At 70.9% G+C, this 24,358-nt stretch carries 18 protein-coding genes and 1 tRNA gene; 13 read left to right on the forward strand and 6 right to left on the reverse strand.

Annotation, left to right across the window (positions count from 1 at the left end):
- Positions 1 to 44: 44 nt before the first annotated feature.
- A complete protein-coding gene (locus MUB56_RS13950; RefSeq protein ID WP_244927625.1) occupies positions 45 to 1,526 on the forward strand; it encodes a glutamate synthase subunit beta in 1,482 nt (493 codons plus the stop codon).
- A 61-nt stretch (positions 1,527 to 1,587) separates the two neighbouring features.
- Complete coding sequence (gene pyk / locus MUB56_RS13955) at positions 1,588 to 3,060, forward strand: pyruvate kinase (protein ID WP_244927626.1); 1,473 nt, start codon at positions 1,588 to 1,590, stop codon at positions 3,058 to 3,060.
- Between the two features lie 6 nt (positions 3,061 to 3,066).
- Here pyk and MUB56_RS13960 read toward each other — a convergent pair whose 3' ends face one another.
- Positions 3,067 to 3,846 carry a helix-turn-helix domain-containing protein gene (locus MUB56_RS13960; RefSeq protein WP_244927627.1) on the reverse strand — a complete coding sequence of 260 codons (780 nt, stop codon included), beginning with the start codon at positions 3,844 to 3,846 and terminating at the stop codon, positions 3,067 to 3,069.
- A 31-nt stretch (positions 3,847 to 3,877) separates the two neighbouring features.
- Positions 3,878 to 3,963 (reverse strand) — tRNA-Leu (locus MUB56_RS13965).
- 147 nt (positions 3,964 to 4,110) lie between these two features.
- On the opposite strand from MUB56_RS13965, the gene MUB56_RS25915 reads away from it, so the two are divergent.
- From MUB56_RS25915 to MUB56_RS13990, 6 genes are all read left to right on the forward strand, one after another.
- Positions 4,111 to 4,236, forward strand: a complete 126-nt coding sequence (locus MUB56_RS25915) for a hypothetical protein (RefSeq protein WP_280637283.1) — start codon at positions 4,111 to 4,113, stop codon at positions 4,234 to 4,236.
- A 27-nt stretch (positions 4,237 to 4,263) separates the two neighbouring features.
- Positions 4,264 to 4,875, forward strand: coding sequence for a response regulator (locus tag MUB56_RS13970; protein WP_280637284.1), 612 nt, complete (start codon positions 4,264 to 4,266; stop codon positions 4,873 to 4,875).
- A gap of 150 nt (positions 4,876 to 5,025) precedes the next feature.
- The gene (locus tag MUB56_RS13975; protein ID WP_244927628.1) at positions 5,026 to 6,369 is read left to right on the forward strand and encodes a SpaA isopeptide-forming pilin-related protein; all 1,344 of its coding nucleotides are present in this window, start codon (positions 5,026 to 5,028) and stop codon (positions 6,367 to 6,369) included.
- A 12-nt stretch (positions 6,370 to 6,381) separates the two neighbouring features.
- On the forward strand, positions 6,382 to 7,377 hold the full coding sequence (locus MUB56_RS13980) for a branched-chain amino acid ABC transporter permease (RefSeq protein WP_244927629.1): 996 nt from the start codon (positions 6,382 to 6,384) through the stop codon (positions 7,375 to 7,377).
- Positions 7,367 to 8,275, forward strand: coding sequence for an ABC transporter ATP-binding protein (locus MUB56_RS13985; protein ID WP_244927630.1), 909 nt, complete (start codon positions 7,367 to 7,369; stop codon positions 8,273 to 8,275). Before MUB56_RS13980 ends, MUB56_RS13985 begins: the two co-directional genes overlap by 11 nt.
- Positions 8,272 to 9,042, forward strand: coding sequence for an ABC transporter ATP-binding protein (locus MUB56_RS13990; RefSeq protein ID WP_244927631.1), 771 nt, complete (start codon positions 8,272 to 8,274; stop codon positions 9,040 to 9,042). Before MUB56_RS13985 ends, MUB56_RS13990 begins: the two co-directional genes overlap by 4 nt.
- Positions 9,043 to 9,238: 196 nt before the next feature.
- On the opposite strand, the gene MUB56_RS13995 is transcribed toward MUB56_RS13990, so the two are convergent.
- Entirely contained in the window at positions 9,239 to 10,513 is a 1,275-nt protein-coding gene (locus MUB56_RS13995; protein WP_244932410.1) for an ABC transporter substrate-binding protein, read from the reverse strand.
- A 205-nt stretch (positions 10,514 to 10,718) separates the two neighbouring features.
- Positions 10,719 to 11,465, reverse strand: a complete 747-nt coding sequence (locus MUB56_RS14000) for a DUF554 domain-containing protein (protein ID WP_244927632.1) — start codon at positions 11,463 to 11,465, stop codon at positions 10,719 to 10,721.
- Between the two features lie 117 nt (positions 11,466 to 11,582).
- Between MUB56_RS14000 and MUB56_RS14005 the strand changes: the two genes are divergently transcribed.
- Positions 11,583 to 12,158 (forward strand): GNAT family N-acetyltransferase, encoded by a 576-nt coding sequence (locus MUB56_RS14005; protein WP_244927633.1) that lies wholly within the window; start codon positions 11,583 to 11,585, stop codon positions 12,156 to 12,158.
- A 7-nt stretch (positions 12,159 to 12,165) separates the two neighbouring features.
- Here MUB56_RS14005 and MUB56_RS14010 read toward each other — a convergent pair whose 3' ends face one another.
- On the reverse strand, positions 12,166 to 12,609 hold the full coding sequence (locus MUB56_RS14010; RefSeq protein ID WP_244927634.1) for a hotdog fold thioesterase: 444 nt from the start codon (positions 12,607 to 12,609) through the stop codon (positions 12,166 to 12,168).
- Between the two features lie 42 nt (positions 12,610 to 12,651).
- Between MUB56_RS14010 and polA the strand changes: the two genes are divergently transcribed.
- The gene (gene polA / locus MUB56_RS14015) at positions 12,652 to 15,348 is read left to right on the forward strand and encodes a DNA polymerase I (RefSeq protein WP_244927635.1); all 2,697 of its coding nucleotides are present in this window, start codon (positions 12,652 to 12,654) and stop codon (positions 15,346 to 15,348) included.
- A 24-nt stretch (positions 15,349 to 15,372) separates the two neighbouring features.
- Here polA and MUB56_RS14020 read toward each other — a convergent pair whose 3' ends face one another.
- Entirely contained in the window at positions 15,373 to 16,599 is a 1,227-nt protein-coding gene (locus MUB56_RS14020) for a polysaccharide biosynthesis protein (RefSeq protein ID WP_244927636.1), read from the reverse strand.
- A 154-nt stretch (positions 16,600 to 16,753) separates the two neighbouring features.
- On the opposite strand from MUB56_RS14020, the gene MUB56_RS14025 reads away from it, so the two are divergent.
- Genes MUB56_RS14025 through MUB56_RS14035 form a run of 3 tightly spaced genes read left to right on the forward strand, consistent with a single transcriptional unit; the run spans position 16,754 to position 24,335 of the window.
- Positions 16,754 to 20,851: an alpha-(1->3)-arabinofuranosyltransferase family protein gene (locus tag MUB56_RS14025; protein ID WP_244927637.1), complete on the forward strand. Its 4,098-nt coding sequence runs from the start codon at positions 16,754 to 16,756 to the stop codon at positions 20,849 to 20,851.
- Complete coding sequence (locus tag MUB56_RS14030) at positions 20,848 to 22,632, forward strand: hypothetical protein (RefSeq protein ID WP_244927638.1); 1,785 nt, start codon at positions 20,848 to 20,850, stop codon at positions 22,630 to 22,632. The genes MUB56_RS14025 and MUB56_RS14030 overlap by 4 nt, the downstream gene beginning before the upstream one ends.
- Positions 22,629 to 24,335 carry a hypothetical protein gene (locus MUB56_RS14035; RefSeq protein WP_244927639.1) on the forward strand — a complete coding sequence of 569 codons (1,707 nt, stop codon included), beginning with the start codon at positions 22,629 to 22,631 and terminating at the stop codon, positions 24,333 to 24,335. The genes MUB56_RS14030 and MUB56_RS14035 overlap by 4 nt, the downstream gene beginning before the upstream one ends.
- The last annotated feature ends 23 nt before the right edge of the window (positions 24,336 to 24,358 follow it).

The raw sequence follows: 24,358 nt of genomic DNA on the forward strand, positions 1-24,358 counted from the left end.
CGGCAGTGGTGGACGATCGCGACGACGATGGAGGGCTGCGTCTAATGGCTGACCCCAAGGGCTTTCTGAAGGAAGGTCGCGAGGTCGCGCCCCGTCGTCCGGTGGACGAGCGCGTCAACGACTGGAACGAGGTCTACCCGGGCGGCATCGGCCGGGCCCTGCTGCCGATCATCAGCAAGCAGGCCAGCCGCTGCATGGACTGCGGGATCCCGTTCTGCCACCAGGGCTGCCCGCTCGGGAACATCATCCCGGAGTGGAACGACCTGGTCTGGCGCGACGACTGGGAGGGCGCGATCGAGCGCCTGCACGCGACGAACAACTTCCCGGAGTTCACGGGTCGGCTCTGCCCGGCCCCGTGCGAGACCGCCTGTGTCCTGGGCATCAACCAGGACCCGGTGACGATCAAGAACGTCGAGGTCTCGATCATCGACAAGGCGTGGGACTCGGGTTTCGTGCGGCCCCAGCCGCCGGAGTGGCTCTCGGGCCGCACGGTCGCCGTCGTCGGCTCCGGGCCCGCAGGCCTCGCCGCCGCCCAGCAGCTCACCCGTGCGGGCCACACCGTCGCGGTCTACGAGCGCGCCGACAAGGTCGGTGGCCTGCTGCGCTACGGCATCCCCGAGTTCAAGATGGAGAAGAAGCACCTCGACAAGCGGCTGGAGCAGATGCGCCGCGAGGGCACCGTCTTCCGTGCCGGGGTGAACGTCGGCGTGGGCGAGCTCACCGCCGACCGGCTCCGGGAGCGGTACGACGCCGTCGTGCTCGCCATGGGCTCGACGATCGCGCGTGACCTGGACGTGCCCGGGCGCGAGCTCGCCGGCATCCACCAGGCGATGGAGTTCCTGCCGCAGGCCAACCGGGTCGCGGTCGGCGAGGCAGCGACGCTGGACGGCTCGGACCAGATCATGGCCACCGACAAGCACGTCGTCATCATCGGCGGCGGCGACACCGGTGCGGACTGTCTCGGCACGTCCACGCGGCACGGCGCGACGTCGATCACGCAGCTGGAGATCATGCCCGAGCCGCCGCACGCGCGGCCGGCGGGCCAGCCGTGGCCGACGTACCCGATGACCTTCCGGGTCTCCTCGGCGCACGAGGAGGCGGGGGAGCGGGTCTACGCCGTCTCCACCAAGGAGTTCATCGGCGACGAGGACGGCAACGTGCGGGCGCTCAAGCTCGTCGACGTCGTCTTCGAGGGCGGCCGGCTGACCGAGATCGAGGGCTCCGAGCGCGAGATCCCGGCCGACCTGGTCCTCTTCGCGATGGGCTTCGTCGGCCCGGAGAGGGACGGGCTGGTCGACCAGCTCGGCGTCGACCTCGACGAGCGCGGCAACGTGGCCCGCGACGGCTCCTACGCCTCGTCCGTGCCCGGGGTGTTCGTCGCCGGCGATGCCGGCCGCGGGCAGTCGCTCATCGTGTGGGCGATCGCCGAGGGCCGGGCCGCGGCCGCGAACGTCGACCGGTTCCTGACCGGCTCGACGACGCTGCCGACACCGATCAAGCCGACCGACCGCCCGCTGGTGGTCTGAGGCGGATCCGGGCCGGGGGTTCGGACTTTGAACGATCAAAGCCACGCTAGACTTTCGTCTCGTGCGTAGAGCCAAGATCGTCTGCACCCTCGGCCCGGCAACCTCCTCCCCGCGGCGCATCCGCGAACTCGTGTATGCGGGGATGGATGTCGCCCGGCTGAACATGAGCCACGGGACCCACGAGGACCATGCCGAGTCCTATCGGCTGGTCCGCGAGGCCGCGGATGCCAGCGGCCACGGGGTCGGCATCTTCGCCGACCTGCAGGGGCCCAAGATCCGGCTGGAGAAGTTCGCCGACGGGCCGGTCCAGCTGCGCCGCGGCCAGGTCTGGACGATCACGACCCGCGACGTCCCGGGCGACGCCCAGATCTGCGGGACGACGTACAAGGGCCTCCCGGGCGACGTGAAGGTCGGCGACCCGATCCTCATCGACGACGGCAAGCTCCGGCTCCGGGTCACCGGCGTCGAGAACGGCACCGACGTGCACACCGAGGTGCTCGTCGGTGGCAAGGTCAGCAACAACAAGGGCATCAACCTGCCCGGGGTCGCGGTCTCCGTGCCGGCCCTGTCCGAGAAGGACATCCGCGACCTGCGCTTCGCGCTCGCCCTCAGCGTCGACTTCGTCGCCCTGAGCTTCGTGCGCAGCGCCGCCGACGCCGAGGACGTGCGCCGGATCATGCGCGAGGAGGGGGTCCTGGTCCCGGTCATCGCGAAGATCGAGAAGCCGCAGGCGATCGAGAACCTCGACGAGGTGATCGCGGCGTTCGACGGCTTCATGGTCGCGCGCGGCGACCTCGCCGTGGAGTGCCCGCTGGAGGACGTGCCGTTCCTGCAGAAGCAGATCGTGCGCCAGGCCCGGCTCAACGCCAAGCCCGTCATCGTGGCGACCCAGATGCTGGAGTCGATGATCTCCAGCCCGTCGCCGACCCGCGCCGAGGCCTCCGACGTCGCCAACGCGGTGCTCGACGGTGCCGACGCGGTGATGCTCTCCGGCGAGACCGGCGTGGGGGAGTACCCCATCCACACCGTCGAGACGATGGCCCGGATCATCACCTCCACCGAGCGGCACGCGCTCGAGGCCGCGGAGACCACGGGCGTCGGGGTCTTCGACTCCATCGAGTGGGACCCGCACACCAAGGGCGGGGTGATCGCGAAGGCGGCCGAGGAGGTCGCCGAGCGGGTCGGAGCCAAGTACGTCGTCGCGTTCACGCAGAGCGGCGACTCCGCGCGCCGGATGTCGCGGCTGCGCGGGTCGGTCCCGCTGCTGGCCTTCACCCCGGAGGCGACCGTTCGCTCCCAGCTGTCGCTGTCCTGGGGCGTCGAGACCTTCAAGACCCAGACGGTCGAGCACACCGACGAGATGGTCCGCCAGGTCGACGAGCAGCTGCTCCGCATCGGCCGCGTCCAGGAGGGTGACCTCGTGGTGATCATCGCCGGTGCGCCTCCGGGCATCCCGGGCTCGACCAACGCGCTGCGGATCCACCGGATGGGCGACGCGATCAACCGGGTCGCGCCCGCGTACAAGCGGGACTGACGCCGCTCAGGTCTTCAGGCCGATCAGCGCGTCGAGGCGAGCGACCGCCTCGCGGGTGGAGACGCTCACGTGCCAGCGCGACGATCGGCGCCAAGCGACGCCTGCGAGGTCGAGGGCGTGGCAGCAGAGCTCGAGGATGTCCTCGGACCTGTTGCTGAACTGCCACCGCGGATACTCGTAGCGCTTCGCCTCGCCGGCGACGGTCCGGGTGGCCCAGTTGCGTACCCGGCTCCCGTCCGAGTGGAAGAGCCCGCGCAACAGCCGGTCCGGGTGGTCGTCCACGAGGGTTCGTTGCCAGTCCTCGAGCTCGATCCTGCGCTCGTGCTTGCGGCCCGGACCGTGCTGGGGAAACAGGCAGCACCAGTGCTTCCACGAGCTTGTCACGATGACGGCGCCCGGGACGCACCGGCGGTGAGGGCGGGCCCCGGGCTTGACCTCGGTCATGAGCGCGGCGATCCGGTCGATGTCGTGCGAGTACTTCGCGTCATTGACGACGTGCAGGTTCCACACTCCTCGTCGTCCGGCCGTGATGTGCCCGTCGCCGAGGTACCACCCCAGCAGCTCGGCGTAGGCGGGCTCGTCGAGCGGACCTCCGTCGCACCTCGGGCACGGCGGAGTGATACGGGACTGGCCGAGAGGCAGGCCGCGTCGCTGGTAGTCGCGTCGCCAGCGACGGATGGTCTTGACCGCGACGCCGTGCCGACGGGCGTTCTCGGCGTCGGACATGCCCGCGTCGGAGGCACGCAGAGCACTCTCCACGGTGGCAAGTGGGCGGACGTGGGGCACGTCCCGATGGTGCGTCCGAGCACCGACAGTCTGGTGCCGGGTGTGGGATTCGAACCCACAAGTCCTTGCGGACAGTGGTGTTTGAGACCACCGCGTATGCCGTTCCGCCAACCCGGCTCAGGGCCGGCCACACCTTACCCTTGGCTTAAGTCTATCGAAAGACTAGGGTTTGACTGTCGGACGATCTCGGGACTCAGGAGGCAGCCATGTGGCAGCCGTGGCGGTGGGCCAGCGCCAGCAACGCGCGCGGTCGAGAACGCTCGGGTGGGCGCCGTCGAGTGCTCGCGGCGCCTGGTCGACCGGATCGAGGTCGGGCTCTACCTCGCCGCGCTCGTCCCCGAGGCCGAGCCGACGTCCGTGCGGAGCGCCGGCACCCAGCACCCGGCCTGACCCGTCGGCGGGGTTAGCCTGTGCCGCGTGACCGAGCCTGCCCAGCCGACCCCCGCGACCCGCACCGTCGTCATCGCCGAGGACGAGGTGCTCATCCGGATGGATCTCGCCGAGATGCTCACCGAGGAGGGGTACGACGTCGTGGGCCAGGCCGGCGACGGCGCCAAGGCGATCGAGCTCGCCGAGGAGCTCCGCCCCGACCTGGTCATCCTCGACGTGAAGATGCCCGTGCTCGACGGGATCGCCGCCGCCGAGGCGATCGCGGGCCAGCGGATCGCTCCGGTCGTCATCCTGACGGCGTTCTCCCAGCGTGACCTCGTCGAGCGGGCCCGCGACGCCGGCGCCATGGCGTACCTCGTCAAGCCGTTCAGCAAGGGCGACCTGGTGCCGGCCATCGAGATGGCCGTGAGCAGGTTCGCCGAGCTCGGCCAGCTGGAGGCGGAGGTCGCCGACCTCACCGAGCGCCTGGAGACCCGCAAGGCGGTCGACCGGGCCAAGGGGGTCCTGCAGCAGCAGCTGAGCCTCTCCGAGCCGGAGGCCTTCCGCTGGATCCAGAAGACCGCGATGGACCTGAGACTCTCGATGCGGCAGGTCGCCGAGGGCGTGATCGAGCACGGTCCGGGCCTCGCCGGGAGCTGACCCGCCCCGGGTCGGTGTCGCTCAGGTCACGGGTGGGTAAAGGCCGAGTCTCCCTTCGGTCGACACCGGTTGATCTGGCGCTACCCGACCGTCCGGCCCCTAGACTGCATCCACCCTCGCCGCTGGCGCGTGGAACGAACGGAGTTGTGTGTGGTTTCGCGACTGATTGCGCTGGCGGTGGTCACGGCAGCCCTGCTGTCCCCGGCCACGGCCTTCGCCGACGAGACGTCGTCGCCCAGTCCCTCGTCGAGTCCGACGGCTCCGGCCGAGGCACCGGTGGGTGACGGCACGGCGATCAGCGTCACGCTGGCCAACGACTCGGAGAAGGGTCCGGACGGTCTGCCGGCGCCGATCGAGGGCGTGACGCTGACCGTCACCTCCGAGGACGGCGTCGAGGTCGGCGAGGACGTCACGGACGCCGAGGGCAAGGCGAACGTTCCGCTGCCCAGTGCCGGCACCTACACCGTCACGCTCGACGAGGACACCCTGCCCGAGGGCACCGAGCTCGACTCCTCCACCCGGACCGAGCTCGAGATCCGGGTGCTGATCAGCGGGTCGGCCACCAACGCGCAGTTCCCGATCGGCGTCCAGGCGGCCGACACGACCAGCTTCGCCACGAAGCTGATCGACTCGATCGTCTCGGGCATCAAGTTCGGCCTGATCATCGCGCTCGCCGCCCTGGGGCTCTCGCTGATCTTCGGTGCGACCGGCCTCACGAACTTCGCCCACGGCGAGCTGATCACCCTCGGTGGACTGGTGACCTACTGGTTCAACCGCGACCTGGGCCTGCCGGTGATCGTGGCCGGCATCCTGGCCGTGATCGCGTCGGGGATCTTCGGGTGGGCGCAGGACCGGGTCCTGTGGCAGCCGCTGCGGCGCCGCGGTACGGGCCTGATCGCGATGATGATCGTCTCGATCGGCTTCGGTCTGTTCCTGCGCAGCATCTACCAGTACCTCTTCGGCAGCTCGACGCGCTCGCTCGACCAGTACACGACGCAGGTGCGTCACAGCTGGGGTCCGATCCACCTGGCCGACAAGGAGATCGCGATCATCCTGGTCTCGGTGGTCGCCATCGCCGTCGTGTGCATCGCGATGATGACGACCCGGCTGGGCAAGGCCATGCGCGCGGTCTCCGACAACCCCGCCCTGTCCGCCTCCTCGGGCATGCGGGTCGACGCCGTCATCCGCAACGCCTGGATCATCGGTACGGCGCTGTCCGGCCTCGCCGGTGTGCTCTACGCGATCAACAGCCAGGTGAAGTTCGACAACGGCTTCAAGCTCCTGCTGCTGGTGTTCGCAGCTGTGACCCTCGGCGGACTCGGCACGATCTGGGGTGCGCTGATCGGCTCGCTGGTCATCGGCATCGTGGTCGAGGTCGGCCCGACGTTCGGTGTGCCGTCCTCCATCAAGGAGGTCGGTGCCCTCGTCGTGCTCATCCTCATCCTGCTGGTCAGGCCGCAAGGCATCCTCGGCCGCCGAGAGCGGATCGGGTAGAGGGGCAACGACATGGACTTCCTGGACATTCTCCGCTCGGCGCTGCAGCAGGCGTTCGGCCCGCAGGCGATCGTCTTCGCGCTCGCCGCCATCGGCCTGAACGTGCACTTCGGCTACACGGGCCTGCTCAACTTCGGTCAGGCCGGCTTCATGGCCGTCGGCGCCTACGGGCTCGCGGTGACCGTCGTGACCTACGACCTGCCGTTCGGTGTGGGCATCGTGGTCGCCCTGCTCGCACCCCTCGTGCTGGCCATCGTGCTCGGCATCCCGACGCTGCGACTCCGGGCCGACTACCTCGCCATCGCGACGATCGCGGCGGCCGAGGTGCTGCGCCTGATCTTCGGCGCCGTCGAGACCAAGGAGGTGTTCGGCGGCTCGAACGGGCTCACCGGCTACTCGTCGGTCTACCGGGACCTCAACCCGTACTCCGACGGCATCGACCTCGGCTTCATCAGCTATCGCCGCGACGACCTGTGGAACATCACCGTCGGATGGACCCTCGTGGCCATCTGCTGCCTGATCGTCTGGGCGCTGATGCGCAGCCCGTGGGGCCGCGTGCTCCGCTCGATCCGCGAGGACGAGGACGCCGTGCGCTCGCTCGGGAAGAACGTCTTCTCCTACAAGATGCAGGCGCTCATCCTGGGCGGCATGATCGGCGGCCTGGCCGGCCTCTACTACGCCCTGAAGCAGTCCGCGGTCGTACCGACCGACTACAACACCACGCTGACCTTCTACGCCTACACCGCCCTGCTCATCGGCGGTGCCGCCCGGGTGCTCGGCCCGGTGGTGGGAGCGGTCATCTTCTGGTTCCTGCTGTCGGGTCTCGGTGCCTTCTTCAGCCAGGCCACGTCGGGCGAGGACCCGTTGCTCCCGACCTGGCTGATGGACTCGACCCAGTCCAGCCTGGTGCGGTTCATCCTCACCGGGCTCGCACTCATGCTGCTGATGATCTTCCGACCTCAGGGGATCTTCGGCGACCGAAGGGAGATCGCGATCGATGGCCGCTGAACTCACGGCAGCCCAGGCTGCGCTCGCCCAGGTGGCGACCGACCCGGGGGCCAAGAAGCCGGACCCGATCATCGTCGGCAGTCAGATCACCCGCACCTTCGGCGGTCTGAAGGCCGTCGACGTCGAACACGTCGAGATCCAGCGTGGCGTCATCACCGCGCTCATCGGCCCCAACGGTGCCGGCAAGACCACCCTGTTCAACCTCCTGACGGGCTTCGACGAGCCCGACAGCGGCGAGTGGAGCTTCAACGGCCGGTCGCTGCAGAACGTGTCGGCCTACAAGGTCGCGCGGCTCGGCATGGTCCGGACCTTCCAGCTGACCAAGGTGCTGGCCAAGCTGACCGTCATCGAGAACATGCGTCTCGGCGCGACCGGCCAGAAGGGCGAGCGGTTCTGGCTGGCCCCGTTCAAGTGGCTCTGGAAGGGCCAGGAGAACGAGATCACCGCCCGGGCCGACGACCTGCTCGCACGGTTCATGCTCGACGCCAAGCGCGAGGACTTCGCCGGCTCGCTCTCGGGCGGCCAGCGCAAGCTCCTCGAGATGGCGCGGGCCCTGATGGTCGACCCCGAGCTGATCATGCTCGACGAGCCCATGGCGGGGGTGAACCCCGCGCTCAAGCAGTCGCTGCTCACCCACGTCCAGTCCCTGCGCGACGAGGGCCGCACGGTGCTGTTCGTCGAGCACGACATGGACATGGTCCGCCACATCTCGGACTGGGTGATCGTGATGGCCCAGGGCCAGATCGTCGCCGAGGGCTCGCCTGCCTCGGTGATGGCCGACCAGCGGGTCATCGACGCCTACCTCGGCGCCCACCACGACACCGACCTCAGCGAGCTCGACGAGGCGGCCCTCGGGGCCGAGGTCGAGGCGGAGATGGAGCAGGAGGAGAAGGCATGAGCGAGACCAACATCGAGCGCGAGCAGCACCTGGCCAGGGCCGACGGGGCCGTGCTGCGCGCGGACAACCTGATCGCCGGCTACCTGCCCGGCGTCAACATCCTCAACGGTGCCGACCTGTACTGCCAGCCCGGCGAGCTGGTCGGCATCATCGGACCGAACGGCGCCGGCAAGTCGACCCTGCTCAAGGCGCTCTTCGGCCTGGTCAAGGTGCACACCGGGAAGGTGCTGCTGAAGGGTGACGACATCACCAACCAGCGCGCCGACCAGCTGGTGAGCAAGGGCATCGGCTTCGTGCCTCAGAGCAACAACGTCTTCCCGAGCCTGACCATCGAGGAGAACCTCGAGATGGGCTGCTACCAGGCGCCCAAGACGTTCCACGAGCGGTTCGACTTCGTCACCGACCTGTTCCCGACCCTGGGCACCCGCCGCAAGCAGCGCGCGGGCTCGCTGTCGGGCGGTGAGCGGCAGATGGTCGCGATGGGCCGGGCGCTGATGATGAGCCCCTCCGTGCTGCTGCTGGACGAGCCCTCCGCGGGTCTGTCGCCGGTCATGCAGGACGAGGTGTTCGTGCAGACGCGCAAGATCAACAAGGCCGGCGTCTCGGTGATCATGGTCGAGCAGAACGCCCGCCGCTGCCTGCAGATCTGCGACCGCGGTTACGTCCTCGACCAGGGCCGCAACGCCTACAGCGGCACCGGCAAGTCGCTCGCCGACGACCCGAAGGTCATCGAGCTCTACCTCGGCACCCTCGGCGCCGCCAGCTGAACGCACGCATCACCAGCAGGGCCCGGGAGCGACTCGCTCCCGGGCCCTGCTGCTGTTCCGGGTCGGGTGCCGACGTCGTACGGGCGGGCCGTCGGGCGCGAGCGCCTGAGACGTCACGGGCGCGACGCCCCCGGGTACGCAGCAGGGCCCCGGAGCGGTGCTCCGGGGCCCTGCTGGTGGTGCGGGTGCTGCTGGATCAGATGTTGCCGCTGATGAACTTGACCGGCGCGATCTTGTTCTTGGCGTCGTACTCGTAGATGCCGATCGAGGCAGCCGTCGGGCTGCCCGTCTCGCCGAGCTCGATCGGGCCGGAGACACCGTCGTAGTCGATGTCGGCCGACGCGTCCTCGGTCAGGAGTGCGGCGCACGCCTCGAACGAGTCGCACTTCTCGCCGCCGGTGGTGACGTCGACGATCTGGCTGGCGATGGCCTCACCGGCGTCGCTGCCGGCCGCGATGGCCGCGAGCGCCGAGACGATGACGGCGTCGTAGGACTCACCGGCGTAGGCGTAGTCGGTCAGCTTGTCGTTGACCGTCGCGAGGCGCTCGCGGAAGTCGCCCGCGGTCTCGGCACCGGGGATGGTGCCCTTGGTGCCCTGCAGGGCACCGCCCGGGAGCGGGGTCGTCGAGTCGTCGCTGTAGTCGGCGGTGTTGCCGTCCACGAAGTACGTCGGCACGTCCTTGGGACCGGCACCCGCGGCGATGAGCTGCGGGATGATGGCAGCCGTCTCCTCGAAGCCGATCAGGACCAGTGCATCGGCGCCGGAGCCGGCGACCTCCTGGACCTGGGTGTCGTAGGACTGCGCCTTCTCGCCGTAGAACACCGTCTCGCCGGCCACCGCGGAGCCCTGGGACTCCAGGTTCTTCTGGACCTCGGAGGCGAGGGTCTCGCCGTAGGCGTCCTGGCGGGCCAGGACGGCGACGTTCTTGCGGCCGTCCTCGACGAGCAGGTTGGCGAGGACGGCACCCTGGAGGATGTCGGACGGCGCCGTGCGGAAGTACTGGTCGGGGTTGGCGTAGTCACCCTCGTCGAACGCCGTGGAGGTGTTCGCGGGGGAGAACATGACCGAGCCGGCCGACATGATCTTGTCGATCACGGTCAGCGACACACCCGACGAGGCCGCGCCGACGATGACGTCGGAGCCGGCGTCGAGCAGCTTGTCGGTCTCGGACGGGGCGATGCCCGAGTCGGTGTCGCCCGAGTCGCCGCGCACGTGCACGACATCGGCGCCGTTCACGCCGCCGGCGGCATTGATGTCGGCGACCGCGAGGTCGACACCGGCGAACTCCGGCGGGCCGAGGTACGCCAGGCTGCCGGTCTGCGGGAGCAGGGAGCCGAACGTCAGCGTGCCGTCGCCCTTGGCGACCGGTGCCTTGTCCTCGCTGCTGCTCTCGCTCGGCTTGTCGGTCGAGGTGGGCTCGCTCTCGTCGTCGCCGCAGCCGGCGAGCACCAGCGCGCTCGCGGCCGTCACGGCGGCCAAGCGGAGAGTCAGGGAATTGCGCTTCATCTATCCTCCGGGGTTATCACGAAGCACCATGCAGGCATGGGCACCAGCAAGCACGGTAGTGCGATGCTCGGGCTTTGGTGGCTGGGTCGCCCACCTGTTGTCTTTTGTGGCCGTTTTGTGACCAAGCGGACGTTTTGAGCTGCGTCACACCACCGGTGGTACGTCGCCGTCACCGGAACGCGGCGACCCCGGCGACGAGCAGCGGCGCCACGACGAGTGCCGGGAGCAGGTCCGCCACCGGGACGTCCCGGACGCGCAGCAGCCGGAGAGCCATCCCGACCAGGAGCAGGCCCCCGACGGCGGTGACGGCGGCCAGGTGGGCGTCGGGCAGCACGTCGCCGAGGGCCAGCCCCGCCAGGGTCAGGCTGCCCTGGACGACCACGATGGTCACGACGCTCGCGACCACGCCCCAGCCGAAGGACGCGGCGAACGCGATGGCCGCGAACCCGTCGAGGGCGGACTTCAAGAAGAGCTGGTCGGCACCGTTGCCGAGCCCGTCGTTCAACGACCCGAGGATCGTCAGGGGGCCGGTGCAGAAGAGCAGCGAGGAGGCGACGTACCCCTCGATGAAGCGCTGGCGCTCCGCCGAGCCGGTCGGACCGACGAGCCGGCGCTGCAGCCAGCCGCCGAACGACACGACGCCGCTCTCGATACCGAGCAGCGAGCCCACGATCCCACCGATCAGCAGCGCGCCGAGCACGATCAGCATCGGAGCGCTGTCGCCGACCGCGGCGGCCAGGGCCGGGTCGAGCACGGCCACCGCGTTCGTGGCCGCGATCAGGAGCGTGACCAGGCCGAGGGCGTCCGTGACGACCTCACGGGTGCGCATCGGGAGCCGGTTGCCGAGCAGGATCCCGAGCAGCGCGCCGACCAGCACCGCGGCCACGTTCACGATCGTCCCGATCCCTGGGAACACCGTCGACCCTCCTCTGCCGTCATCAGCCTGCAGAGAGTAGCCTCGGACGGGAGTCGCGTTCACGGGACCGGACTGCGCGCTCGCCCACACCAGGAAGGCGTGGAAGGCCATGAACCGATGATGCGGACACTTGTGTCCCTGCGGTGCGCGGTGCTCAGCGACGCCCCGTTCCTGGCGACGTTGTGGGAGGGCGGGATCCGGCGCGCCGACCGTGGCGAGCAGATCGCCGACCTCGAGCTGATCATCAAGAACGCGAGCGAGTCGCCGGACGCGAAGATCGTCGTCGCCGACTACGACGGCAGCCCGGCGGGCGCGGTCTACCTGAGGCTGACCACGCTCAGCGCGATCAACCTGGAGCCGACCGTGCAGGCGCTCTCGCCGCACGTGCTGCCGGAGTTCCGTCGGCACGGGGTCGGACGCACCCTCATGGAGGCGGCGGTCAGCTTCGCCGAGGAGCTCGGCGTCGGCCAGCTCGCCACGGCGGCGGCGTCCAGCTCGCGCGACGGCAACCGGTTCATGGCGCGGCTCGCCCTGGGCCCGCAGGCGGTGCTGCGGGTGGCTCCCACGCACGCGGTGCGCGCCCGACTGGTCGCCCAGCGGCCCAGCCTGCACCGCGGTGGCGGCCGTCAGCTCGGGCAGGTGCTCGCAGCCCGGCGGTCGCTGAGGCGCTCGCAGGCCGCGGACGCGGGCTGAGGCCGCCCTACATCCCGACGCGCTCGCGGGGGATGAGCGAGCAGGTGATCCGCGAGGTGCAGACCCGCTTGCCGCGCTCGTCGCTGATCACGACCTCCCAGCAGGCGGTCGTCCGACCCAGGTGGACCGGGGTGGCGACGCCGGTGACGATGCCCGCGGTCGCGGAGCGGTGATGGGTCGCGTTGATGTCGACGCCGACGGCCACCCGGTCCGGGTGCGCGTTGATCGCGGAGCCGATCGAGCCGAGCGTCTCGGCGAGCACCACCGACGCCCCGCCGTGCAGCAGGCCGTAGGGCTGGGTGTTGCCCTCGACCGGCATGGTCCCGACGACCCGGTCCGCGGAGATCTCGACGAGCTCGATGCCCATCCGCTCGTTCAGCCCGCCCATGCCCTGGGGCATCGCGGCGACGAACTCCTCGACCGACAGCAGCTGTCGCGCGTCTTCGCTCATGGCCCCATCCTGCCTGTCGGCGGGCGCCGCTAGAGTCGGCGGGTGCCTGAGTCGACCCGTCCGCGCCTGCTCCTCCTCGACGGCCACTCGCTGGCCTACCGCGCGTTCTTCGCGCTGCCGGTGGAGAACTTCTCCACGACCACCGGCCAGCACACCAACGCGGTCTACGGCTTCACCTCGATGCTGGTCAACGTGCTGCGCGACGAGCAGCCCACGCACGTCTGCGTGGCCTTCGACGTCTCGCGCCAGACCTTCCGCCTGGAGCAGTACTCCAAGTACAAGGCGAAGCGCAACAAGACCCCGGGGGAGTTCAGCGGGCAGCTGCCGGTCATCGAGCAGCTCCTCGACACCTTCGGCATCACCTACTTGAAGAAGGACGGCTTCGAGGCCGACGACATCATCGCCACCCTGACCACGCAGGCGCTCGCCGCCGGCATGGAGGTGCTGATCCTCACCGGCGACCGCGACTCCATCCAGCTGGTCACCGAGGACTCGACGGTGCTCTACCCGATGCGGGGGGTCTCCGACCTCGCCCGGATGACGCCCGCCTGGGTCGAGGGCAAGTACGGCGTGCCGCCGCACCGCTATCCCGAGATCGCCGCCCTGGTCGGGGAGACCTCCGACAACCTCCCGGGCGTGCCCGGGGTGGGTGCGGGCTACGCCGCCAAGTGGATCAACCAGTTCGACGGGCTCGACAACGTCATCACCCACGCCGACCAGATCACCGGCAAGAAGGGCGAGGCGCTGCGTGAGCACCTCGGCGACGTCATCCGCAACCGCCACCTGAACGCCCTGGTCCGCGACCTCGACCTGGAGCGCCGGCCCGAGGAGCTGGTCCTGGCGCCGTGGGACCGGCAGGCCGCGCTGACGCTCTTCGACGAGCTGGAGATCCGCGGCGAGCTGCGCCAGCGCGCCATCGACACCCTCGGTCCGGAGGAGGACCCGGTCGAGGAGGGTGGCTTCGAGCTCAGCGGCCGTCGCCTGGCCGCCGGCGAGGTGGGGGAGTTCCTCGGCGGCCTCGGCTCGCAGCACGTCGGCGTGCACGTCCGCGGCAGCTGGGGGTCCGGCACCGGCGTGGTCGACGGGATCGCGGTCGCCGATGTCAGCGGGCTCGCGGCGTACCTCGACGTGGCCGGCCTGACCCCCGAGGACGACGCGGCGCTCGCTGTCTGGCTCGCCGACCCGGCCCGGCCCAAGGTGCTGCACGACGCGAAGGGGCCCCAGCACGCGCTCGCCGCGCACGGCTGGACACTGGCGGGGCTCGTCAGCGACACGGCGCTCGCGGCCTACCTGGTCCAGCCCGACCAGCGCTCCTACAACCTCGGCGACCTCACCCTGCGCTACCTGCGCCGCGAGCTGCGCACCGAGAGCGAGTCCGACCAGGCGATGCTCTTCGACGAGCCGGTCGACGGCGGCGAGGGCGGCGACGAGATCGCCGAGACCGCGATGCTGCACGCCCGCGCGGTCATCGACCTCGCCGAGGCCCTCGACGGCGAGGTCGAGGCGGCCGGTGGCACCCGCCTGCTCGCGGAGGTCGAGCTGCCGCTCGTGCACCTGCTGGGTGAGCTGGAGCGCACCGGCATCGCGGTCGACATCGAGCAGCTCGAGCACCTGGAGAGCCACTTCGCCGCGGAGGTGCGGCAGGCGGCCGACGAGGCGTTCGCGGTGATCGGCAAGGAGATCAACCTCGGCTCGCCCAAGCAGTTGCAGGTGGTGCTCTTCGACGAGCTCGGCATGCCCAAGACCAAGCGCACCAAGACCGGCTACACCACCGACGCCGACGCGCTGCAGTCGCTCTACGTCAAGACCGAGCACCCGTTCCTGCTTCATCTCCTGCGCCACCGCGACGTCGCCCGGCTGCGCCAGACCATCGAGGGGCTGCTGAAGACGGTGCAGCCCGACGGGCGCATCCACACGACGTTCAACCAGCTGATCGCGGCGACGGGCCGGCTCTCCAGCACTGACCCGAACCTGCAGAACATCCCGGTCCGCACCGAGGAGGGCCGTCGGATCCGGGAGGCGTTCGTCGTCGGCCCCGGCTTCGAGTCGCTGCTGACGGCCGACTACAGCCAGATCGAGATGCGGATCATGGCCCACCTCTCCGAGGACGAGCTCCTGATCGAGGCGTTCCGCTCCGGTCGTGACTTCCACTCGATCACCGCGGCCCGGGTCTTCGACGTCCCCGCCGACGAGGTCACCGTGGAGATGCGGGCCAAGATCAAGGCGATGAACTACGGTCTGGCCTACGGCCTGTCAGCCTTCGGGCTGAGCCAGCAGCTCGGCATCGAGCCCGCGGAGGCCCGCGAGCTGATGGACGAGTACTTCGAGACCTTCGGCGGGATCCGCGACTACCTCCAGAGCGTGGTCGAGGAGGCCCGCAAGTCCGGCTTCACCGAGACGATCATGGGTCGCCGACGCCAGCTGCCCGACCTGACCAGCGACAACCGGATGCGCCGCGAGTCGGCGGAGCGGATGGCGCTCAACGCGCCCATCCAGGGCTCCGCGGCCGACCTGATCAAGATCGCGATGCTCGACGTCGACCGGGCGATCCGCGAGGCGGGTCTGGGCTCGCGGATGCTGCTCCAGGTGCACGACGAGCTCGTCTTCGAGGTCGCGCCGGGGGAGCGGGAGCAGCTCGATGCGCTCGTGCGCGCCCAGATGGGCGGCGCCGCCGACCTGGCCGTTCCCCTCGACGTCTCCGTCGGCACCGGTCACAGCTGGCACGAGGCCGCGCACTGACGAAGCACGGGGACCGGCAGGGTCTCAGCGGGCGGGCTCCCGCAGCCGCCACAGGCTGAGCGCCAGGAGCACCACGAACAGGATGGCGTCGATCACGATGACCGTCATCAGGAGCCCGTCGAGGGAGTCCTGGAGCAGTCCGCACACCACCACGGCGACGACGGCGACCCACACGAGGTACGCCGAGCGGGTGCCCTGTCGGGCGAGCACGGAGTAGACCAGCAGCTGCAGCATCGAGAGCAGCGTGCCGAGGATCGCGAACAGCCACAGCCGCGACTGGACGTCGGAGTAGTCGTCCCCGCCGACGAAGATCATCGCCACGTCCGCGAGGGCCCAGGCGCCAAGCACGGCGCAGACGCCTGCGGCGGCGACCAGTCCGAGGCTGCGCACCAGCACCGTCTTGCGCTCGTCGACGGTCGACATCGACGGAAACGCAACCACGACGACGAACTGCGGGAGGAACAGAACGGCCTTGGTCAGGATCAGGCCGCCGGCATACAGGCCCGCGTCGTGGGAGTCGAGGGTGTTGCGAGCGATCACGATGTCGGCGTTCGAGAGCACGAAGAACGCCAACAGGGCCATCGAGTTGGTCACGGTCTCGCGCAGGGTGGGGCGGAGCCGGTTCAGCTCGCTGTCCTCACCGGGGACCCGGGGATGACGCAGCAGGAAGTAGCCGAGCACGACCGGCAGGAACAGGGAGAGGGCGACGCCCGCCATCGCGGCGCCCTCGGTGGGCCGGACCGCGATGAAGATCCCGCCGAGGACCAGGCGCGGCACCCCCATGGCGAGGTACATCGCACCCAGGGCCAGCCAGCGCCGCTCGCCCTGGAGGATGCCGGTCTGCCCGCCGAGGATGGTGAGTGGCACGGTCGCCACCGCGACCAGGAGCGCAGGGGCGATGCTGTCCAGTCGCAGCATCTTCCACACCAGCGGCGCGAGGGCCAGCATGACGAGACCCAGCGCGAGCGCGGCCCGGTAGGTGACGCGGAGGATGACCCGCTCGATCTGGGCGACGTGGTCGGGGGTCGCGGAGATCCGGCGGGCCGCGGTCGCCTGCAGGCCCAGCTGGGCGACGGCGACGACGAGCAGCAGCGCCATCAGGCTGGCGACCCCGCCGTACTGGGCCGGTCCGAGGACGCGGGCCGCCACCATCTGGAATGAGTAGGTGGCGACGTTCATGACCATGATCGCGACCGCGATGCCGGCACCGCTGTGGGCGAGGGTCCGCCACCGGGCGGTTCGCCCGGCCACCAACTGATCCTCGCCTGCTCTCACGCGGGGGAGCATAAGACAGGGTGCTGACGCGGGGCCCATCGGCAACCAAGTCCACGGAGTAGGCACGGGTGTTTCGGCGATGCCCTACCCTGGCCGTCGCTCGCGCGACCAGGGGAGGAGGTGCGGCGACGTGGAGCGTCGACATGCCGCCTTGAGGTCGGCGAGCACCCTGGCGACCGTGCGTCCGCACCGGGTCCGATGGACGCCGTCCGGCATCGCTGCCCTGGCGCTCTATCTCGGGTTCGTGCTCGTCTCCCTGGCCCAACAGGTCGGCCGGACGACGTACGACACCCGCGCCGAGCTGACGGAGCGCCCCGGGAGCTTCCTGCGCGAGGCATTCTCGCTGTGGCATCCGGAGTCGAACTTCGGGGAGTTCCAGAACCAGGCGTACGGCTACCTGTTCCCGCAGGGCGCCTGGTTCGCCGTGACCGACACCCTCGGCCTGGCCGACTGGGTCTCCCAGCGACTGTGGACGGCGCTGATCCTGATCGTCGCCTGCGAGGGCGCGCGCCGGGTGGCCCGGGTCCTGGACCTGCCCGGCGCCGCGGCCCTGATCGCCGGTCTGGCCTTCGCGTTCTCACCGCGACTGCTCGGCACGGTGCCGGTGCTCACGGGAGAGAGCCTGCCGGGCGCCGTGATGCCGTGGGTGCTGCTTCCCCTGCTGCTGCTGTTCCGGGGCCGCCTGGACCGGGGCCGCGCGTTGCTGATGAGTGCCGCAGCGATCGTCTGCATGGGTGGGGTCAACGCCGTCGAGAACATCGGCGCCCTACCCCTGGTCCTGGTGCTGTTGGTCTGGGGCGTACGCCGTCGGCTGGTCTCGCGGGGCTTCGCCGCTGCCTGGGCGGGCGCGGCGATGCTGGCGTCGTTCTGGTGGGTGCTCCCGTTGCTGGTGCTCGCGGGCCATGCGCCGCCGTTCTACGAGTACGTCGAGAGCGCCGCCAACACCACCGCGATCATCGGCTGGTCCGAGTCGGTCCGTGGCAACTCGCACTGGGTCGCGTACCTGATCACCGGCGATCAGTCCTGGTGGCCGGCGGCCCACGCGCTCGTCGCCGAGCGCGGCCTGGTCCTGGTCACCGCCGTGATCTCGGCGCTGGGACTCTACGGACTGGCCCGGATGGAGCACGGTGTCCGCGCCCCGCTGTTGCTCAGCGCGGTCCTGGGACTCGCCGCGCTGACGATCGCCCACGGCGGTTGGCCGGGCAGCCCGCTGTCCGGCGTGTTCCGGACCCTGCTCGACAACCAGCTGCAGATCTTCCGCAACGTGCACAAGATCGACCCGATCGTGCGGCTGCCGCTCGCGCTCGGTTTCGGGCATGCGGTGGTCCTCGGGATGCGGGCGATCACCACTCGGTGGCCGCGCACCGAGCCGGCGCGGCCGCTGCTGTTGCTGTTGCCGGTGGTGCTCGTACTGAGCCTGGGCCAGCCGTTCCTCGCCAACAACTCGCGGACCCCCGGCTGGACCGAGATCTCCGACCCCTGGCAGCAGGCCCAGCGCTACCTCGTCGACCACCAGGGCAGTGGACAGACGCTGATCCTCCCCGGCTCGGGTTTCGCGCAGCAGGAGTGGGGCTGGACCCTGGACGAACCACTGCTCGTCCTGGGCGGGGTCAACCGGGTGGTCCGCAGCCAGGTGCCGCTGGTGCCCGGTCAGTCGATCCGCTTCCTCACCGCGCTCGACCAGCTGGCGACCACGGGCAAGGCGACCCCGAAGCTGGGCGATCAGCTCGCCCGCGCCGGCATCGGCCACGTCGTGATCCGACGTGACCTGCTCCGCCGGTTCACCGGCTCGCCGCACCCGGGCGGCGCCGCGGTCTCGCTGGCCAACGGGGGGCTCACCAGCGTGGCTCGGTTCGGCACCGACGGCGAGGGCGGCCCGGCCGTCGAGGTGCTCGCCGTCGACGAGCAGCTGCCCGCGTTGCGCGCGACACCCGTCGACGACGTCCTGACCGTCCGGGGCGCACCCGAGAGCGTGCTCGCCGTGCAGGACAACGGCCTGGTCGAGCCCGGACAGGCAACCGTGCTGGAGGGCGAGCCGGGCTGGGACCGCGAGGCCGACATCGTGACCGACGGCGACCAACGGCGCGAGCGCGCCTTCGGCGTCAACGACGAGTCGGTCTCGGCGGTCCTCGGGCCCGACGACGAGTGGCGCACCGAACGCGCCGCCCACGACTTCCCGACCGTCGACGGTGCCCGCCAGGTCGTGGCGACGTACGACGGGCTGCGGTCGCTGACGGCCTCCTCCGCGCAGGGGTACGCCGACAACTTCGGGCCGGTGGTGCCGCAGGGCGGTCCGTACTCCGCCATCGACGGTGATCGCCAGACCCGCTGGGTCTCGTCGTACGCCAGCGACCCGACCGAGCAATGGGTGCGTCTCGACTTCGACGGCCTGCGCTCCGTCGGCCGGGTGTCGGTGCTCCCGGTCGTCGACGACGACGCGGTCGTACCGGTGCGCGAGCTCGAGATCAGGGCCGGCGACCAGGTGCGGACGGTGCGCGGGAATGCGTCGGGCGCGCCGTCGGTCGTGGAGTTCGACCGCAGCCGCGTCGACCATGTCGAGGTGCGGATCACCCGGGCTGCCACTCGGGAGAAGCGCGCCCGTGTGGGTCTGCGCGAGATCACCATTGCCGGTCTCACTCCGAAACGCAGCCTGCAGGTCCCGGGCGAGGTCGGCCGTGGTGCCGCGTTCGTCTTCACCACCGGCGCCGAGCGGCGCGCCTGCACCCTCACCGTCGGTGTGCCCGACTGCGACGCCTCGCGGATCCGGGCCGCCGAGGAGCGCACCGGCCTCGACCGCACGTTCACCACCTCCGGCTACAGCAACCCGCGACTTCAGGGCTGGGTCGTGGCCCGGGCCACCAACGAGACCGCCCGCCTGCTCGAGCCGCTGGGCGACGACCAGGTCGTCGGCGCGAGCTCGGTCTACGGCTTCGACCCGAAGGTCTCCAGTCGTTTTGCCTATGACGGGCAGTCGACGACCGCCTGGGCATCCTCTCCGCAGGACTCGAGCCCGACGCTGCTCTTCCGCTGGAAGAAGCGACAGCGCATCTCTCGAGTGACGGTGCTCGGCGACGACACGGGCGGGGTGCCGCTCCGCGCCGTCGTGAGCTCCCTGCGGCGCAGCGTCGAGGTACCGCTCGACGGCACCGGGCTGGAGCTGAACCCGCCGTTCAGCGCGCGGCAGCTGCGGGTCGAGTTCATCCCCCGACCGGGAACGGACCGGGTCGTCGTCCCCGAGATCGCCTTCGCCGGCGCGGACGTGCAGCGTCCCTTCCTGGCCGACGCGCCCACCGGTGCCCAGTGCGGGCTGGGGCCCAACATCGAGATCGACGGGCGCACGGTCCCGACCCGGGTGGACGGCACCATGGCGGACCTCGTCAACGGGACGCCGCTGCGCTTCGAGAGCTGCGCGCTCGAGGACGCCAAGGAGCGACCTCTGCTCGAGCCCGGCGAGCACCGGCTTCGGGCCGTGCCGAACGCGGAGTTCGCCGTGATCCAGGTCGCCGGGGTGCCCGAGCGTCAGCTGGTCGTGGACACCGGGCGTGACGTCGACATCGACACCTGGGGGGCCGGTCGCCGTACCGCCGAGGTCGCGGCCGGGCCGGAGTCGTTGCTCGCGGTCCCCGAGAACTTCAACGACGGCTGGCGCGCCGAGGTCGACGGTGAGCGACTGCGGCCGATCCGGGTGGACGGCTGGCAGCAGGGTTGGGTGCTGCCCGAGGGCGGCCCGGTCACCGTCGAGCTGACCTATGCGCCGCAGCGGGTGTACGCCGTGCTGCTGCCGCTCGGACTGGTCGTGAGCGGCCTGATCCTGCTCGGCGGCCTGCTGTCCGCGTTGTCCCTGCTGTGGCGCCGGAGTCGACGCGAGCCGGACAACTGGGACCTCCTCACGCCCCAGCGCGCCGGTGGACGCGCGATCACGCTCACCGCCGTGGTGTCCTTGCTCGTCCTGGGACCGGCCGCCGCGCTCGGCCTGGTCCTGGTGGTGGGTGCGAGCCTGGTCGTCGCTCGCCCGGGCGTGCTCGGTCGCTGGGGTGCGCACTGGACCGGCCGGTTCGTGCCGGCCTGGGCCGCCCTGGCGGTGATCGGGTCGGCGGTGCTCGACGTCACGGCGGGGCCGAGCTGGACCGGCCCGCTCGCCGACGCCCTCGCCGCGCTCGGTGTTGGACTGGTCTGCGGACTGATGCTCTCGACGCCCCGGCGCGAGGCGAGGAGGCGGTGGGCGTGAGCACTGTCAGAACGCGGGTGTGGGGGGATCGCCAGGCGGCCGCCGCCGGCGTGGTCATCGCCGTGATGGTGGTCTGGCGCGCCGTGCTCGTGCGCGGCTCCTACTTCAACCAGGACGACTTCTACCTGAGCGCCCGCGGCGCCCGGGCCGACCTGACCTGGGGCTACCTCTTCGAGCCCTTCGCGGGTCACGTGATCCCCGCCCAACAGCTCAACTACTGGCTGGTCGGTCACTTCACGCCGTTCCGGTGGGACGTCGTCGCGATCGAGATCGTGACCCTGCAGCTGCTCGCCACGGTGGTGACCTGGCACCTGCTCACTCGCTTGTTGCCGGGCCGGTGGGCGCGGGTCCCGCTGCTGGCGGTCTTCGCCTGGTCGCCGCTCACGCTGATGCCGACCCTGTGGTGGGCGGCTGCGCTGGCGCTGTGGCCGCAGGTGCTGTTCTCGCTGCTGGCCATGCTCTTCCTGGTTCGTGCGCGGCAGGGCGCAGGCCGGGCGTGGATCAACCAGCTCGCGGTGGTGCTCTGCCTCGTCGCCGGGTTGACCTGGCACTCCCGGGCGGTGCTGATCGTCCCGGTCCTGCTCGGGCTCTCGGTCGCGCTCGCCGACGAGGCCCAGGGGTGGCGGCGCCTGGTGGCTGCGCTGCGCCGGTTCTGGCTGCTCTGGGGCGCCCTGGTCACCGGGTTGGTCGCGTTCCTCGTGGTGCGCGAGCAGGTGAGCCCCGTCGAGGGCGGCACCAGCTCCGTCCGCGAGGCGCTGGCCATCACCTGGCAGTACCTCGGCCGCAACGTGGTGCCCGGCCTCGTCGGTGGCCCCTGGGCCGGCGACGTCCGCGGTGGTGCCGTGAGTCCCTCCCTGTGGGTGACGGTGGTGTCGATGGCGGTGGTCCTGGCCGGACTCGGTCTGGTGCTGTGGCGCGGGGGACCGGCCCGGCGCTGGGCGGTCTTCCTGCTGGTGGGTTACGTCATCGCCGACCTGGTGCTGCTGATCTCGGGCCGGGGCGGCTTCGGCTCGGTGATCGCTCTCGATCCGCGCTACGCGGCGGACGTGGTGCACGTTGGCGTGGTGGCCGTGGCGGTCGGTCTGCGCGGCACTCCTCCGGGCCTCGGTCTGTCCGCGCTACGCGGGCGGCGCCGGCTCGTCGCCGTCGGTGCGGTCGCGGCGCTCGGCACGGCGTACGTCCTCGGCACCGCCTTCGGCACTGCCCTGCTGGTGCCGCACTTCCAGAACACCGAGGACCGCGCGTACGTCGCCGCCTTCCGCGCCGACCTGGCTGTCGACCCCAACCAGGTGATGCTCGACGCACTGGTCCCGCCGGAGCTGGTGCTGCCGCTGATCGGTGACGACGCCCGGCTCTCCCGCGTGTTCGCGAGCCTGCCCGAGTCGCCGGCGTTCGATGAGCCGTCGGCTCGGATGCGCACCGTCATGGAGGACGGTCGACTGGTCGCGTTCGAGCTCGCGGGCTCGATCCCGGCGGAGCCCGGGCCGGAGGAGGACTGCGGCTACTCGGTGCACACGGCGCCGGTCCGGGTGCCCTTCGTCGTCGGCATCCGTGGCCAGCTGGTGGCCCGGGTGGGGTACTTCACCGACCGCGAGCACGTGGTCGAGGTCGGCACGGACTCGTGGACCCACACCTTCCTCGCCCATCCGGGTCCGAACCGGATCTGGGTCCCCGTCCCCGATGTCGGCAGGGAGCTCGACGAGCTGACCTTCCGGGTCCAGGACAGCGGCAGCGCGGTCTGCATCGTCGCGGTCGAGGCCGGCCTGCCGGAGCAGCCGTGACCCTGGCCGGCCTCCGGGTCCCCCGGCCGGTCCTGGCCGATCTCGCCGTGGGGGCGCTGGTCGCCTTCGTGATCCTCGGTCCGCTGCTGACCGGCGGGGGCTACTGGCTCTTCGGCGACATGGTCTTCGTGCCGCGCCAGCCCTGGAAGGACTCCTGGCTCGGCCTGGACGGCTCCCTCCCGCGAGCGGTGCCGATGGACGCCCTCGTCTCGGTGCTGAGCGGGGTCGTCCCGGGCGCCTGGCTGCAGCGCATCTTCCTCGTGGGCGCCTTCCTCGCGGGTGCCGCCGGCGCCGGGCGCCTGGTCCGGCCCGCCCCGTGGTACGCCCGCGCCGCCGCTATCACGCTGCTGCTCTGGAACCCCTGGGTGCACGAGCGGCTGCTCATCGGCCAGTGGGCGATCCTCGCCGGCTATCTGTTGCTGCCAGCCGTCGCCGTCACCGCGCTTCGGGTTCGGGACTCGCCGCGCCGCGGGTTGCCGGGGCTGGCCGTGGTCCTGGTCCTCTCGGCGGTGTGCAGCCCGTCGAGCGGTGTCATGGCCGCGGTCGTGGCCCTCGTGCTCGCCATCCGCCCCACCCGCCTCCACCTCGTCGGCACGGGCACGGTGGCCCTGGTCGCGAACCTGCCGTGGCTGGTCCCGTCGCTGCTCGCCGGGTCCAGCAACGTCTCCGTCTCGGGGGTCTTCGCGGCGTTCGCCGCTCGCGGCGAGTCGGCCGCCGGGGTGCTCCCGAGCCTGTTCTCGCTCGGTGGCATCTGGAAGTCGTCGGTGGTGGCCCCCGAGCGGACCGGTGTGGCGCTGGTGGTGCTCAGCTGTGGACTGACCCTCGTGGCCCTCGCCGGCCTGCGTCGCGCCCGGCACTGGGACGCTCCGGTGTCCGATGCGCTGCCGCGACTCGCCCTGCTCGCGGTGGGGTCCTTCGTGGTGGCCGCGGTGCCGGCCTGGGGCCCGGGCGCCGCGGCGCTGGAGCGGCTGGCCGAGGTGGTGCCCGGCCTGGCCCTGCTGCGCGATTCTCACCGGTTCCTGGCGCCGATGGTGCTGCTCCTGCTGCCGGGCGTGGCGGGCGCGGTCACCTGGCTGCGCGAGCAGGTCCGGCGGGGCCGCGAGGCGCTGTGGGCAGCGGTCGGATCCGTCGTACTGGCCCCTCTGCTCCTGTTGCCGAGCTTGGCCTGGGGTGAGCTGGGCGAGCTGCGGCCGTCGTCGTATCCCACTGACTGGTCGACGGTCGCGCAGCTGCTGGAGGACGACCCCGGCCGCACCGTCGTCCTCCCCTGGTACGGCGGCTACCGCGGATTCGAGTGGAACGGGTGGCGCGCCGTCCTCGACCCGGCACCCCGGTTGCTGCCCGGGGAGGTGCTCGTCGACGACCGGACCATCCTGGCCGACGCGGTCGTCCCGGCGGAGGACCCGCGCTCGTCCGACGTGGGCGCCGCCCTCGCGGCGTCCGACCCGGCCGCCGAGCTCCGGGACCTGGGCGTGCGGTGGGTGGTGGTCGAGCACGGGATGGACCGGACGACGCCACCGGAGGGCACGGTCGTGCACGCGGGCGACGACCTGTCGTTGATCGACCTCGGACCCGGCGCGGCCGTTTCGCAGACAGCGTCGAGCACCGTGCCTATCGTGGTCGGAGACGCGCTGGCGACCGTGTTGCTTTCGGGAGCGATCGTGGTCATAATTCGGCGACGTGTGTCATGGACGTCACATTGACGTCCGGCGCTGTCGGTCTTTGG

The organism is Nocardioides sp. W7, assembly GCF_022919075.1.
In the GTDB taxonomy this organism is placed as follows: Bacteria; Actinomycetota; Actinomycetes; order Propionibacteriales; family Nocardioidaceae; genus Nocardioides.